Source organism: Stappia sp., from assembly GCF_048268045.1.
Taxonomy (GTDB): domain Bacteria; phylum Pseudomonadota; class Alphaproteobacteria; order Rhizobiales; family Stappiaceae; genus Stappia.
The window spans coordinates 457438-470483 of sequence record NZ_JBLWWG010000003.1 but is presented as its reverse complement, the minus strand read 5'-3'; the positions used below and the strand labels follow the sequence as shown (position 1 = coordinate 470483).

General features: G+C 67.2%; 13 protein-coding genes. 8 read left to right on the top strand and 5 right to left on the bottom strand.

Annotation, left to right across the window (positions count from 1 at the left end; genetic code table 11):
- Positions 1-5: 5 nt before the first annotated feature.
- Positions 6-968 (bottom strand): TAXI family TRAP transporter solute-binding subunit, encoded by a 963-nt coding sequence (locus tag ACN0WF_RS07220; RefSeq protein WP_417772126.1) that lies wholly within the window; start codon positions 966-968, stop codon positions 6-8.
- A gap of 146 nt (positions 969-1114) precedes the next feature.
- On the opposite strand from ACN0WF_RS07220, the gene ACN0WF_RS07215 reads away from it, so the two are divergent.
- On the top strand, positions 1115-2056 hold the full coding sequence (locus ACN0WF_RS07215) for a LysR family transcriptional regulator (protein WP_417772125.1): 942 nt from the start codon (positions 1115-1117) through the stop codon (positions 2054-2056).
- Between the two features lie 107 nt (positions 2057-2163).
- On the opposite strand, the gene ACN0WF_RS07210 is transcribed toward ACN0WF_RS07215, so the two are convergent.
- Positions 2164-3507, bottom strand: a complete 1344-nt coding sequence (locus ACN0WF_RS07210; protein WP_417772124.1) for an ATP-binding protein — start codon at positions 3505-3507, stop codon at positions 2164-2166.
- Positions 3504-4163 (bottom strand): response regulator transcription factor, encoded by a 660-nt coding sequence (locus tag ACN0WF_RS07205; RefSeq protein WP_417772123.1) that lies wholly within the window; start codon positions 4161-4163, stop codon positions 3504-3506. The genes ACN0WF_RS07210 and ACN0WF_RS07205 overlap by 4 nt, the downstream gene beginning before the upstream one ends.
- A gap of 146 nt (positions 4164-4309) precedes the next feature.
- Here ACN0WF_RS07205 and ACN0WF_RS07200 point away from each other — a divergent pair, with 146 nt between their 5' ends.
- From ACN0WF_RS07200 to ACN0WF_RS07175, 6 genes are all read left to right on the top strand, one after another.
- Positions 4310-4594, top strand: a complete 285-nt coding sequence (locus tag ACN0WF_RS07200) for a PepSY domain-containing protein (RefSeq protein ID WP_417772122.1) — start codon at positions 4310-4312, stop codon at positions 4592-4594.
- A gap of 152 nt (positions 4595-4746) precedes the next feature.
- A complete protein-coding gene (locus ACN0WF_RS07195; RefSeq protein ID WP_417772121.1) occupies positions 4747-5112 on the top strand; it encodes a hypothetical protein in 366 nt (121 codons plus the stop codon).
- 41 nt (positions 5113-5153) lie between these two features.
- Positions 5154-5624 carry a DUF2271 domain-containing protein gene (locus ACN0WF_RS07190; protein ID WP_417772120.1) on the top strand — a complete coding sequence of 157 codons (471 nt, stop codon included), beginning with the start codon at positions 5154-5156 and terminating at the stop codon, positions 5622-5624.
- Between the two features lie 12 nt (positions 5625-5636).
- The gene (locus ACN0WF_RS07185) at positions 5637-7844 is read left to right on the top strand and encodes a PepSY domain-containing protein (RefSeq protein ID WP_417772119.1); all 2208 of its coding nucleotides are present in this window, start codon (positions 5637-5639) and stop codon (positions 7842-7844) included.
- Positions 7825-8838 (top strand): FAD:protein FMN transferase, encoded by a 1014-nt coding sequence (locus ACN0WF_RS07180; protein ID WP_417772118.1) that lies wholly within the window; start codon positions 7825-7827, stop codon positions 8836-8838. The genes ACN0WF_RS07185 and ACN0WF_RS07180 overlap by 20 nt, the downstream gene beginning before the upstream one ends.
- A gap of 5 nt (positions 8839-8843) precedes the next feature.
- Entirely contained in the window at positions 8844-10739 is a 1896-nt protein-coding gene (locus ACN0WF_RS07175; RefSeq protein WP_417772117.1) for a heavy metal translocating P-type ATPase, read from the top strand.
- Positions 10740-10990: 251 nt separating this feature from the next.
- Here the strand turns inward: ACN0WF_RS07175 and ACN0WF_RS07170 are convergent, their stop codons facing one another.
- On the bottom strand, positions 10991-11155 hold the full coding sequence (locus ACN0WF_RS07170) for a DUF3309 family protein (RefSeq protein ID WP_417772116.1): 165 nt from the start codon (positions 11153-11155) through the stop codon (positions 10991-10993).
- 131 nt (positions 11156-11286) lie between these two features.
- Positions 11287-11460, bottom strand: a complete 174-nt coding sequence (locus ACN0WF_RS07165; RefSeq protein ID WP_417772115.1) for a CsbD family protein — start codon at positions 11458-11460, stop codon at positions 11287-11289.
- 524 nt (positions 11461-11984) lie between these two features.
- Between ACN0WF_RS07165 and ACN0WF_RS07160 the strand changes: the two genes are divergently transcribed.
- Positions 11985-13022, top strand: coding sequence for a zinc-dependent alcohol dehydrogenase family protein (locus ACN0WF_RS07160; protein WP_417772162.1), 1038 nt, complete (start codon positions 11985-11987; stop codon positions 13020-13022).
- Positions 13023-13046 lie beyond the last annotated feature (24 nt).

The following is a 13046-nucleotide window of genomic DNA, read 5'->3' as shown; positions in this document are numbered from 1 at the left end:
TCCCATCACTTCTTGGGCTGAAGCTTTTCGGGAATCTCGATGCCGTGCTCCTTGAACCAGCGGGCCGCGCCCGGATGCAGCGGAATGGTGCCGTAGGTGGTGGTCAGTTCGGCCAGGTTCGCCCCCTTCATCGAGGCCAGCGCCGCGGCCTGAACGGTCGTGTCGGCCATCACCGCATCGACAATGCGATAGGCGGTTTCCTCATTCAGCTTGGGGCTGACGCCCACCGCCAAGCCGAAGCTCCAGGTGGAATAGGCGGGAATGTCCTGATCGGCATTGGCCGGCACCTTCACCACGGAAATGTCGGGCATTTCCTTTTCCAGCTTGGCGGCCTGCTCACCGGTGAGGGACAGAACGTTGATCGGGGTCATCGTGGCGATATCGAGCGAAGAGCTGTCCAGCTTCTTGCCTGCGCCGGATTTGACGTAGCCGGTAACGCGGTTGTCCTTGACCATGTTCACCACGTCGGTGGTGGAGCCGCGAACATAGTCAGGCGTGATGGCGAGTGTCTTGAGGACGGCCTCGGTCGTGGCCTCGGTGGCGGAGCCCTTCAGGCCCGGATTGAAGCGCTGACCATTCAGCTTTTCCAGCGCATCGATACCGCTGTCCTTGCGCACCACCACATTCTGCGGTGCGGGGGAATAGACCCACAGAAGCTGCAGACCCGTCGGACGGCCATCAAACTCTTGCGTGCCGCTCACCGCGTGCTGGGCAACATTGGTGGTGACAAGACCAAAATCGATCTGGTTGCGGTCCATGCGGCGGATATTGTCCAGCGTTGCCCCGGTTTCCACCACAGACGCCTCAACGCCCTCGAGTTGATCATTGATGATCTTGGCGATTGATACAAAGTATCCATACTGACTCGAAGACGTAGACGTCGAGCCAATCAAGAGATTTTCATTGGCGTTAGCCGAGGGTATCGCGAGCAAAAGGGCGCCAGCCGCGGCGAGTGCACGGATTTTCATTTTAGTCTCCTCCCAAACAAGGCAAATAGTCTCCAGAAAATTGCCGGAGAAATTTATTTTTATTATCTCTTTTTCTTTCACCAGCGGCAGGAACTGTTGCACATGGGGGCTGGTGTTTTAATTGAAAAGAAGTCATTTTTCAGTGCATGAAACGCATCAATCCGGATCTCAACGACCTTCGGGTTTTCGTCACCCTTGCCGAAGCCGGAGGGTTTCGTGCTGCGGCCGAGATTATAGGGCTCAGCAGTCCGGCCCTCAGCCGCCAGATCGCGCAGCTTGAAGGGCGGCTCAACACGCGGCTGTTCGACAGGGATACGCGCAATGTGAAGCTCACCCCGTCCGGCCGGGAATTGCTGGGGCTGGCGCGCCGGGTGCTGAACGAAGCCGAGAAGGCGCGAGGAGAGTTCGAGACCTTTCTTGCCGCGCGGCGTGGCAGTATTTCCATGGCATGCCTGCCATCGGTCTCGGCCGGCCTCATGCCTCCCATCCTGGCGCGGTTCGTGAAGGACAGGCCCGATATCGACGTGCGCTTTCTGGATGCCGTGTGGGACGGCGGGGCAAGCGCCGTGCTGGATGGGCGCGCGGATCTGGGCCTGACGACAAACACGGCCGACAGCTCGGGCCGGCTGATCTTCCGCAAGCTGGTCAGCGATCCAATCTATGCCGTGGCAGCACCGGGCGGGCCGCTGGATGAACCTCGCAGCTTCCTGTGGGAGGAGATCCTCGCCATGCCCTTCGTCACAATGTCTCCCGGCACGACGGTTCGCGATCATATCGAGGCGGCGGTCACGCAGATTGGGGCTGTCTTCCGCCCCCGCTTCGAGGTCTCGCATCTGGCCTCTGTCGGCGCCCTTGTCCGGCAGGGGCTGGGGGTCGCGGCCTTGCCCCGGCTCACCTTGCCGGTGATCGGCGGATCCACTCTGGTCGTGCGCCCGCTGAAGGTTCCCACGATCGTGCGCCATATCGGCCTGTTGCATCTGAGCGGGCGCAGCCTGTCCCCGGCGGCACAGGCGCTGACGGATGTGATCGTGGACCATTGCCGCAGCTATACACAAGATGACCTGCTGGATGCCCTGGATCCCTCATAAGGCATTCCAGCCGCGGCGTTCGAACCTGCCGGACGTGCGCTTGAGCAACACGGCGCGCGCGCCTGATGCAGGGTCGGCGGCCGGGCGGCGCGCACTGGCGCCGACGGTCAGTTCGCCGGCGTCTTGCGGGGCAACCGGATGCGGGCCTCGAAGCCGTCCGTCGCGCCGGGTCTCGGGGAGGCCATCACCAGCCGGCTTCCCGTGCGCGCGGCAATCGCGGCAACGATAGACAGTCCCAGGCCGCTGCCGTCTGCCGCTTTGCCGGCACGGTGGAAACGGTCGGTCAGGCGCGCAAGAGCTTGTGGCGGCACGACGGGACCGTCGTTGGCGACGGTCAGCTCCGCCTCCGTGCTCAGCTCCACCACCACCGGCGCGGTTCCGCTGCCGTGGCGCAAGGCGTTTTCGACGAGGTTTCGGCAGAGAATGCCGAGAGCGTCGGGATCCAGATCGGACATGACCGGGGCCTCGGGAAGAGACAGGTCGATGCCGCAGCCGCCACCGGCGCCCCGGCGGATGTCCTCGACCACGATGCGCACGGCCGTGCGGAGGTCCGAGGCATGGTCCAGCCGCAGCCGGCCGCCCTCTGCCCTGGCAAGCTGCATGAGGCGCTCGGTCCGGCGGGTGAGCCGTTTCAGCGTTGCCTCGATGTCCGCCGCCCGCTGGCTGGCCGACGGGTCGCCGGTCTCCGACTGCAGACGCTGTGCTTGCGCGATCGCGCCGGCCAGCGGTGTGCGCAACTCGTGCGCGGCATTGGCGGCGAAGCTGCGTTCGGCGTCGAAGGCCGCCTTCAGCCGGTCGAGAAGGCCGTTCAGGGTGGCTGCCATCGGCGCGATTTCCAGCGGGATGTCCTGGGCGGGAACCGGCGACAGATCCCGGGCATTGCGCGTTTCGAGATTCTCCCGGAAGCGGCGCAGGGACGCCAGGCTTGCCCGTACCGCAAGCACGATGAAAAGCAGCGCGACAGGGATCACGACAAGAAGAGGCAATCCAAGCCCCATCTGGATTTGCCGTGCGACGGCGGCACGGCGGTCCAGGGGCTCGGCCATGGTGATCCTGACGCTGCCCTGCAACGCGTCCTCATTGTAGAGCCTGTGGGTGGCGGTCTGGCGAAAACCCGGCCCGTCGTAGGCGGGGAAGACGGTCGGATCCGCGGCATGGGATTGCAGCAGGATGCGTCCTTGCGCGTCGCGCACGAGGTAGGTGAAGAACTCGTCGTGCTCGCGGATCACCCCAAGGCGCTGGGTCACGCCATCTTCCTCGCGCCCGACGATGTCGACGACGGCAAGCGGCAGCAGGCGCTGCGCCGTCTCCTGAAGCGCGGAATCGAAGACCTCGTCCATTTCGTGCCGCAGGATCACGGCCGTCACGGAGGCGGCGGCGATCCACAGCGCCGTCAGCAGAACGCCGAGGGAAAGCCCGAGGCGGGCCTGAAGGCTGCGCGGCAGCCTCATGGTGTACCCAGACGGTAGCCCATGCCGCGCTCTGTCTCGATGACGCCGGCGCCAAGCTTCTTGCGCAAGCGGCTGACGTGGACCTCGATGGTGTTGCTCTCGATCTCGGTGTCGAAGGCGTAGAGCTTTTCCTCAAGCTGCGCCTTCGACAGAAGCTGGCCGGGGCGCGACAGGAAGGCTTCGAACAGAGCCCATTCGCGGGCGGTCAGCTGAACCGGCTTTCCGTCGCGGCGCAGGGTGCGGGATGCGATGTCGACGGCGAGCGCGCCGTGGCTGATGATCGGGTTCGGATTGCCCGAATAGCGCCGCGCCACCGAGCCGATCCGGGCCGAAAGTTCGGCAAGGTCGAACGGCTTGACGAGATAGTCGTCGGCCCCGGCGTTCAATCCCTCGATGCGGTCGGAAACCTGGTCGAGCGCGGTCAAGATGATCACCGGCGTCACGTCGCCTCCGGCGCGCAGGGTCTTGAGAAATCCGATGCCCCGTCCGTCGGGCAGCATGAGGTCGAGCAGGATCAGGTCATAGGCCGCACCCGCCATCGCATCTCCCGCCGCATCCAGGCGCGTGACCCAGTCGACCGACTGCCCGTCCCCGGCAATCTGGTCGCGCACGGCGGCGCCCAGAACGGTGTCGTCCTCGATCAGCAGGATGCGCATGGCGTTTCGTTTCCCTTGTTCCTGATGATACCTCTTGTCCGCCCTGGCTGACGCACAGCTGACGGTCGCGGGGTTCAGGCTTCAGCATCCCGTCAGTTTCAACGCGCATTGTCTCGCCAGGATAGCCGCACCCCGGAGCTTGCCCGATGAAGAAGATGCTGACAATTCTCGCCTTTCTCGCGGCGCTTCCAGCCGGATCGGCGCTCGCCCATGACGACCATTGTTTCGCCCCCATGGCCGACTGGCAGCCGCGCAAGGCAGTGGCCAGGCTTGCCGCGGAGAACGGCTGGACCGTGCGCCGGATCAAGATCGACGATGGCTGCTACCAGGTCGACGGCCGCGATGCCGACGGACGCCGGATCGAGGTGACCATCCATCCGAAGACATTGCAAGTGGTTGATTTCGAATACGAAGACAAGCACCGCGACTGAACCGCCGCCGTCCGTCGTTTCGGCTCGAGCCCCGCCCCACGGCGGGGCTTTTCGTTCCTGACGCCAAGCTGAAGCCGAAACCTCCAGGTTGTCAGGAAGCCCTCAGGTGGCGTCTCCAGATTGGCATCTCCGGTTCAAAGGAGACCCACGTCATGAAGAAGACCCTTGCCCTGCTCGTCGCCACAACGGCCCTGACCGCCGCCATCGGATTGCCCGCCTGGAGCGCCATGCGCAGCGAGGCGGGAGCCGGGGAACACCCCTTCGCCGCCGCCTTCGACGCCGGCCAGGAGGCGGTGGAGCTGATCTTCGTCAGTGACAGGCATGATGATGACGACGATGACCATGATGACAAGCACCGTCGGCGTTCCAGTCGCGACGATGACGACGAGGATGACGATTGCGAGGATGACGACAACGGCTGCAACAGCGCGCGCAACCCCGCGCCGGCCGGCACCGTGGCTCCGCCGAGCAACGGCCTCTTCGGCAACGGCGCGCCGCCCCGCGTTCAGGTGAACTGAAGCCGGCCGTCACGCTCCCACTTACGATGAAGGTGTTCCCGATGAAGTCCATTCTCGCAACGCTCGCGCTGACCACGGCGCTGACGCTTCCCGGCCTCGCGATGGCGCGCCCGGTCACGCTGACCACGACGCTCAACAGCTACGGCGGCGACGGCGCCTATCTCGCGCTCTATGTCACCGATGCAAAGGGCGCCTATGCGGGCAGCCTCTGGATGGCTGGCGGCAAGTCGAAATACTACCAGCACCTGTCCGACTGGTACCGCGCGACCGGAGGGGATGCGGCCCAGATCAACGGCATCACCGGCGCCAGCGTCGGCGCGGGCCGGACGCTGGAGATCACGCTCGATCTCGCCGATGCGCTCTTCGACGCGGGATACACCCTGCACATCGATGCCGCCGTCGAGGACATGCGCGACAGTCCCAACGAGGTCGCCGTGCCGCTGACGACGGCGGGTGCCGGCACCCCCGTTCGCGGCCGTCGCTACATCTCCAGCTTCACCTACGGCATGTAAGGGGACACGCTCATGATCCGCGCGCTCCATCGCTGGCCGGGTCTGCTGGCTCTGGCTCTCGTCACCGTGCTGGCGCTCAGCGGGGCGGTGCTGTCGGTGTTTCCCGCAGCAGAACGCCTGGCCTCGCCGCAGGCCGAGGCCAGGCTGTCGGTCGCGGATCTCGCCACGCGCATCCAGACCGCCTATCCGGGCGTGGAGCAGATCCGGCGTGCACCGTCGGGCCGGATCACCGCCTACTGGTTCGATGACGGCGCGCCTGGCGCTGCCATCATCGACCCGGCGACGGGGCAAGGGGTGGCTTCGGCCGACCCGAGCCAGACCCGGCGTTGGCTGACCAACCTGCACCGCTCGCTGTTTCTGGGCGATGGCGGGCGCATGGTCACGGCGGCCGGCGCGGCGGCAATGCTCGTCCTGGCGCTGTCAGGCGCGCTTCTCGTCGCGCGGCGCGCCGGCGGCTGGCGGCACTGGTTCGCACCCCTGCGCGGCCCGCTTTCCGGGCGGCTGCATGTGGAGATCGCGCGCGTCGCCGTTCTCGGTCTCGCCCTGTCCTCGGTCACGGCCCTGTGGATGACGGCCACGACCTTCGAACTGCTACCCGTCGAGAGCTCGATGCCGGCCTTTCCGGCAAACGCGAGCGGCGAGACCGGCGTGGCGCTCGGCGCCATCGAGCTGCTGGGGCAGACCCCTGTCGCGGACCTGCGCGCGCTTAACTTTCCCTATCCCGGAGATGCGACCGACGTCTTCACCCTGAAGACGGACCGCGGCACCGGATACCTGGATCAGGGCACCGGCGCGGCTCTTGCCTGGTCCGACCTGACGGGCTGGGAGCGCGCCTTCGAAACGATCTACATGCTCCACACCGGCCAGGGCGCCGCCCTGCTCGGTCTGGTGCTCGGGCTGATGGCCCTCGGCGTGCCGGTGATGGGCGCGACGGGCGTTCTTCTGTGGCTCGCCGGACGGCGCGCCAGGCCGCGCATTCACGGCAACCAGCCCGCGGGCCGGGCCGAGACGATCCTGCTCGTCGGCAGCGAGGGGGGCAGCACATGGGGCTTCGCGGCAACGTTGCACGCGGCCCTCACAGCGGCGGGCCAAAGTGTCCACGCCGCGCCGATGTCGACCTTCGCACCCGGGCGCTACGCCCGCGCGCGGCGGATCATCGTTCTTGCCGCCACCTATGGCGACGGCGATGCGCCCGCCTCGGCGAAGGGTTTTCTCGACCGGCTGAACGCACTTGAGCGCGCGCCCGACGCCCCGCTCGCCGTTCTTGGCTTCGGCGATCGCAGCTTCCCGGCCTATTGCGCCTTCGCGCAAGAGGTCCTGGCGGCTGCAACGGCAAAGGGCTGGGCGGAGTTCGCTCCGTTCGACACCGTGGACCGCCAGTCGCCCCAGGAGTTCGCCCGCTGGGGACGGACGCTCGGCTCGGCGCTCGGGATCGAACTGGAGCTGGCCCATCAGCCGGTTCTTCCCACCTGCGAAACGCTCACCCTTACCTCGCGCCGCGACTATGGCGACGAGGTGCAGGCACCCACCGCGATCCTGCGCTTCGCCCTGCCCAGGACGACGCTCTGGCAGCGGCTGAGCGGACAGGGCTTCGCGCGCTTCCAGGCAGGCGATCTGATCGGCATCCTGCCCGAGGGCTCCGCCGTGCCGCGTCTCTATTCGCTTGCCTCCTCCCGCCGCGACGGCTTCATCGAGATCGTTGTGAAGAAGCAACCGGGCGGCCTGTGTTCCGTCCAGCTCTCCTCGCTCGATCCCGGCGACACGGTGACGGCCTTCGTGCGCCGCAATCCCGGCTTCAGGCCGGGGCGGGGCCGTACGCCGCTGATCCTGATCGGCGCCGGCACCGGCATCGGCCCGCTGGCGGGCTTCGTGCGCGACAACACAGGACGACGACCCGTGCATCTGTTCTTCGGGATGCGCGATCCCGGGAGCGACTTCCTCTATGGCGCCGATCTCCGGCGCTGGCAGGCCGACGGCCGCCTTTCGCGGCTCGTCACGGCGGTTTCGCGCGGGGTTCGCCCCCACTACGTGCAAGATGCGCTGCGCAGCGAGGCGGCGCAGGTGGCAGGCCTGATCCAGAACGGCGCGCGCGTGATGGTGTGCGGAGGTCGTGGCATGGCCGCCGGCGTGGCCGACGCGCTGGCAGAAATCCTTGCCCCAACCGGGCTGACGCCGGCTATGCTGAAAAGCGAGGGACGTTATGTCGAAGATGTCTACTGATCTCGTGCGCCACGCTCTGAACGGTCCCACCATGGGCACGCGCTGGTCGGCGCTGTTCCACATGCCGGCGGGGTTCGATGCGGCCCCGGTCGCGGCTGCCATGCAGGCCGCGGTGGCGGACGTGGATGCACAGATGTCCACCTGGAAGCCGGACAGCGACCTGATGCGCCTCAACGCGGCCGCGCCGGACGTCTGGGTCGCCGTGCCGCCACCGCTCATGACGGTGCTGAAGAGCGCTCTGGACATCGGCCGCGCCTCGCAGGGCGCGTTCGACATTGGCGTCGGCGACGCGGTCGCGGCCTGGGGCTTTGGCCCGAAAGACGCCAGCGCGCCGGACATTCGAAGCGCCCTCGACCGCGCCCGCCGCCCGGCGCACGAGGTCCTGGACCTCGACCCGGCGCACTGTCGGGTGCGCAAGCACGGCGCCCTGCCCCTCGATCTGTCGGGCATCGCCAAGGGATACGGCGTCGACCGGCTGGCTGATGTTGCCGCCGCCTTCGGCATCGCCAACGCACTGCTGGCCATCGACGGCGAATTGCGCGCCATCGGACTTCAGCCCGACGGCGCCGCCTGGACCGTGGCCGTCGAGCGGCCGGACCACGGGGCACGGGCGCCACACGCTATTCTTGCCCTGCAGGACGCGGCGGTCGCGACGTCGGGAGACTACAGGCATTGGGTCGAGGTCGGCGGGCGCAAGCTGTCGCACACCATCGACCCGGTGCGTGGCGGACCGCTTGCCACCTCGCCCGCCTCCGTTACGGTGGTTGCCGCGACCTGCATGGCAGCGGACGCCTGGGCAACGGCGCTGATGGTGCGAGGAAGCCGGGAGGGCGCGGAATTGGCCCGACGGCAGCATATCGACGCCCTCTTCATCGAGCGGGAGGGCGACAATCTTCGCGAAACACGCGTCGGGCGGCTGTTCGAGAGCCCTTCGCCCTCGGACGCGGCGCCAGACACGGCGATGCACGCAAGCACGGGGATGTGCGCAGGATGACCCCTATGTTTCAAGATCGCCTGAAAGTCGCCTTGCTGGCCATCGCACTGCTCGGCCTGCTGTCGGGTCTCGGATTGTGGCTGGCCGGACAACCGGACCTTGCCGCCATGGCCTGGGCGACAGGTGTCATCCCGATACTTGCGGCCCTCATCATCGAGATTGTTCGAAGTCTCGCGCAGGGCGAGGTCGGACTCGACATCGTGGCGGCGCTGTCGATGTCGGCGGCGCTGCTGTTCGGCGAGACGCTGGCGGCCTCGGTGGTCGCGCTGATGTACTCGGGCGGAACCTTTCTGGAGAGCTTCGCCGAAGGGCGCGCCCGGCGCGAGATGAGCGATCTGTTGTCGCGCGTGCCCCGCACGGCCACGCGACACCGCAATGGCGCGCTCGACGAGGTCCCGCTCGATGACATCGCGCCGGACGACCTGCTGCTGATCCGGCAGGGTGACGTGGCACCGGTGGACGGCACGGTCGAGAGCGCGCACGCGATGCTGGACCAGGCGGCCCTGACGGGCGAGTCCATGCCGGTGCGGCTGGCGCGCGGGCAGGAGGTGATGAGCGGCTCGACCAATGCCGGGGATGCCTTCGATCTTCGGGTCACGCGGCGGGCGGCGGACAGCACATATGCCGGCATCGTCCGGCTGGTCGAGGCGGCACAGGCTTCCAAGGCGCCGATGGCCCGGCTGGCCGACCGCTATTCCCTGATGTTCCTGGCCGTGACGATCGTGCTGGCGACGGCGGCCTGGTGGCTCACCGGAGATCCGATCCGCGCGGTCGCGGTGCTGGTCGTGGCGACCCCTTGTCCGCTGATCCTTGCCGTGCCGGTGGCGCTTGTCGCCGGGCTTTCGCGGGCTGCCCATTTCGGAGTTCTGATCAAGGGGGCGAAGCCCCTGGAGGCGCTGGCACGGATCAAGACGCTGATCCTCGACAAGACCGGCACGCTGACCGATGGAAGACCTCAGATCGTCTCCATCGATACATATGGCGCGCTGTCGGAAGCCGAGATCCTGTATTTCGCCGCCGCGCTCGACCAGGCGTCGAAACACCCGATCGCGCAGGCGATCGTCACCTCTGCGCAGGCGCGCGGGGCCGCATTGCCGGCTCCCGAAAACGTGGTCGAAACGCCCGGCGAAGGCGTTGCCGGCACCGTCGATGGCCGAACGGTCGTCGTCGGGGGGGCGGATTTCGTCGCCGCGCAGGTCGGCGCCGACGATCCTGGAAGCGCGCTTCTCGAGGCCGGGTCCGTGGTCGTCTCGCTTGGCGTCGACGGGAAGCTCGCGGGCCATCTCGTCATGGCCGATGCGCTGCGGTCGGGTACGGCGGAGCTGCTGTCAGGGCTGCGCCGGCTGGGGATCGGCCGCATCATTCTGGCAACCGGCGACCGCCGCGCCGTAGCCGAAGCGGTGACCGAGGGGCTCGGCCTGGACGCCCTCCGGGCCGATCTGACCCCGGACCAGAAGGTGCTGCTGGTCCTGACGGAGCGCGAGGACGGCGCGGTGATGATGGTGGGCGACGGGGTGAACGATGCCCCGGCCCTTGCCGCCGCCGACATCGGGGTCGCCATGGGCGCGCGCGGAGCGGCCGCCTCGGCGGAGGCGGCGGATGTCGTGCTGCTGGTCGATCACCTCGACCGCCTGTTGCCGGGGATCGAAATCGCGCAACGCTCGCGCCGGATCGCTGTCGAGAGCGTCGTGGCCGGGATCGGTCTGTCGATCCTCGGCATGATCGCCGCGGCTTTCGGGTACCTGACGCCCGTGCAGGGCGCGCTGCTGCAGGAAATGATCGACGTGGCGGTGATCCTGAACGCGCTCAGGGCGCTGCGGATCGAGCCGGGGCGAACAGCCGGCGACGCGAAGGCCGTGCCCTCCGCCCGGCCGCCCCGTCCGACATCCACCGCAGCGTAGCCGAGGCATCGCGCCCGGAAAAGAAACGGCACGCGCGGCCCGTTTCAAGCGGAGCCCTCGAACTGGCGGGGCGAATTGTCCACTGGCTGTTCCATGCGCTGCATGTGGCCGCCGCGCTCTATCACCAGTTCTGGCGCAGGTTCGTTCCCGCTCCCGGGCGGATCGATCCAGGCGCATGGCGCGGAAGGACAGGCCGCGCTTCTTCAGGGGCACGGCCTGTTTTCGGGTGGGACGGGGAGTTCAGGTTGCCGTCACAGCCGGCCAAGCAGCATCAGCACGACGACGACGATCAGCACGGCCCCAAGCACGCCGACGCCGGAATGCCCGAAGCCGTAGCCATAGCCGCCGAAGCGCCCGCTGAACCCGCCAAGAAGGAAGATGATAAGAACAATGACCAGAATTGTGCCGAGTGACATGACGCATTCTCCTGTTGCAGGAAGCCGCTGCGTCCTCAGCTGAGATCGGACATGCAGCGGCATCATGAGGGTGCGGGCCGGCGCTCAAGCCGCGCGGCCCGTCTCGTCGTTTGCGGATCGCTCCGCGGTTGCTACGCGTCGCGCACGGCGTCCTTGATGCTGCCGACGGCATTCTGGATCTTGCCCTCGATCTTGTCGGCCTTGCTCTCCGTTTCGAGCTTCGCGTCGCCGGTCGCCTTTCCGACGGCGGTCTTGAACTTGCCCTTCACAACCTTCGCGGAGCCGATCACCCGATCCTTGTCCATGGTATTTTCCTTTGCCAGGCACATGCCCACCGAAACCCGGTGAACCGCCGCGATCATGGCATCCTCGCCCCCGCTCCATACTGATGCAGGTTGGTCCGTCCCGCATGGCGCGCTGGTCGCGCTGCCGCCTGGCGGCTCAAGGCGCTTGTCGAGCAACGGCGGGCTGGACGAAACTGCCCCTCGCGCCGACGCTGACCTGTCCGCTTCGCAAGGCAACGAGGCCGTGGCCGATCTTCGCGCCGGCCGCTTCGAAGGCGCCGCGGTCCTGGTTGTCTGAAGCCAGCGTATCGGACAATTCCACCACCACCACCAATATAGATCAATGCGCGCCGCGTCATGGCGGGCAACACTCCGGCCTGCAGTGCGAGCGCCCTCTCGCAACTGCCGATCTTTCGTGGACCGGCGCTGCCCTTTCCACGACTGTCACATGGAGAACCGTCATGAACTCGACCCTCAAATCGAAGCCGGCCGCGCCCCGTTCCGCGGGAGCCGCATCGGCGGGCGAGCGCGAAGGCGCCGCCAGGATGCAGGCGATGGTCTATGCCGCGCCCGGACAGATCAAGCTGCAGGACTGCCCCAGGCCGGTCATCAAGGATCCGGGAGACGCCATCGTGCGGGTCACCCATACGACGATCTGCGGCACCGACCTGCACATCTTGAAAGGCGATGTGCCGACGGCGACGCCCGGCCGCATTCTCGGCCACGAGGGTGTCGGCGTGATCGACAGCGTCGGGGCGGCGGTCACCTCATTCAAGCCTGGCGACCATGTGCTGATCTCCTGCGTCAGCGCCTGCGGCACCTGCGGGTTCTGCCGCAAGCAGATGTACTCGCACTGCACCACCGGCGGCTGGATCCTGGGCAACTCCATCGACGGCACCCAGGCCGAATATGTCCGCACGCCTCACGCCGAGATGAGCCTCTACCACATCCCCGAAGGCGCCAACGAAGAGGCGCTGGTGATGCTGAGCGACATCCTGCCCACCGGGTTCGAATGCGGCGTCCTTAACGGCAAGGTCCAGCCGGGCGGGTCCGTCGCGATCGTCGGCTCGGGTCCGATAGGTCTGGCGGCGTTGCTGACGGCGCAGTTCTACTCGCCCGGATCGATCATCATGATCGACCTCGACGACAGCCGGCTCGAGATCGCCAGGCGCTTTGGCGCCACCGAGACGGTGAACAGCTCCAACGGCAAGGCGGTCGAAGCGGTGATGGCGCTGACCGACGGCGCCGGTGTCGACACGGTCATCGAGGCGGTCGGCATACCGGCGACATTCGAGCTTTGCGAGCGGCTGGTCGCGGCCGGCGGCGTCATCGCGAACGTCGGCGTTCATGGCAAGCCCGCCAGCCTGCATCTGGAGGCCCTGTGGGACCGCAACATCGCGATCACCACGCGTCTGGTCGATACCGCGACCATTCCGATGCTGTTCAAGACCGTCGCGGCGAACAAGATCGACCCGACGCTGCTGATCACGCACCGCTTCAAGCTCGCGGAGGGCGAGGCGGCCTACAACACCTTTGCCAATGCCGCCGAGACCAAGGCGCTCAAGGTCATCATCAGCACCTGATCCGCGCCGCGCGGGCGCATCCCA

What these genes read in the sequence shown, in the direction of transcription:
- ACN0WF_RS07220 (WP_417772126.1), bottom strand. Translation starts at nt 968, where the DNA reads ATGAAAATCCGTGCACTCGCCGCGGCTGGCGCCCTTTTGCTCGCGATA.
- ACN0WF_RS07215 (WP_417772125.1), top strand. Translation starts at nt 1,115, where the DNA reads ATGAAACGCATCAATCCGGATCTCAACGACCTTCGGGTTTTCGTCACC.
- ACN0WF_RS07210 (WP_417772124.1), bottom strand. Translation starts at nt 3,507, where the DNA reads ATGAGGCTGCCGCGCAGCCTTCAGGCCCGCCTCGGGCTTTCCCTCGGC.
- ACN0WF_RS07205 (WP_417772123.1), bottom strand. Translation starts at nt 4,163, where the DNA reads ATGCGCATCCTGCTGATCGAGGACGACACCGTTCTGGGCGCCGCCGTG.
- ACN0WF_RS07200 (WP_417772122.1), top strand. Translation starts at nt 4,310, where the DNA reads ATGAAGAAGATGCTGACAATTCTCGCCTTTCTCGCGGCGCTTCCAGCC.
- ACN0WF_RS07195 (WP_417772121.1), top strand. Translation starts at nt 4,747, where the DNA reads ATGAAGAAGACCCTTGCCCTGCTCGTCGCCACAACGGCCCTGACCGCC.
- ACN0WF_RS07190 (WP_417772120.1), top strand. Translation starts at nt 5,154, where the DNA reads ATGAAGTCCATTCTCGCAACGCTCGCGCTGACCACGGCGCTGACGCTT.
- ACN0WF_RS07185 (WP_417772119.1), top strand. Translation starts at nt 5,637, where the DNA reads ATGATCCGCGCGCTCCATCGCTGGCCGGGTCTGCTGGCTCTGGCTCTC.
- ACN0WF_RS07180 (WP_417772118.1), top strand. Translation starts at nt 7,825, where the DNA reads ATGTCGAAGATGTCTACTGATCTCGTGCGCCACGCTCTGAACGGTCCC.
- ACN0WF_RS07175 (WP_417772117.1), top strand. Translation starts at nt 8,844, where the DNA reads ATGTTTCAAGATCGCCTGAAAGTCGCCTTGCTGGCCATCGCACTGCTC.
- ACN0WF_RS07170 (WP_417772116.1), bottom strand. Translation starts at nt 11,155, where the DNA reads ATGTCACTCGGCACAATTCTGGTCATTGTTCTTATCATCTTCCTTCTT.
- ACN0WF_RS07165 (WP_417772115.1), bottom strand. Translation starts at nt 11,460, where the DNA reads ATGGACAAGGATCGGGTGATCGGCTCCGCGAAGGTTGTGAAGGGCAAG.
- ACN0WF_RS07160 (WP_417772162.1), top strand. Translation starts at nt 11,985, where the DNA reads ATGCAGGCGATGGTCTATGCCGCGCCCGGACAGATCAAGCTGCAGGAC.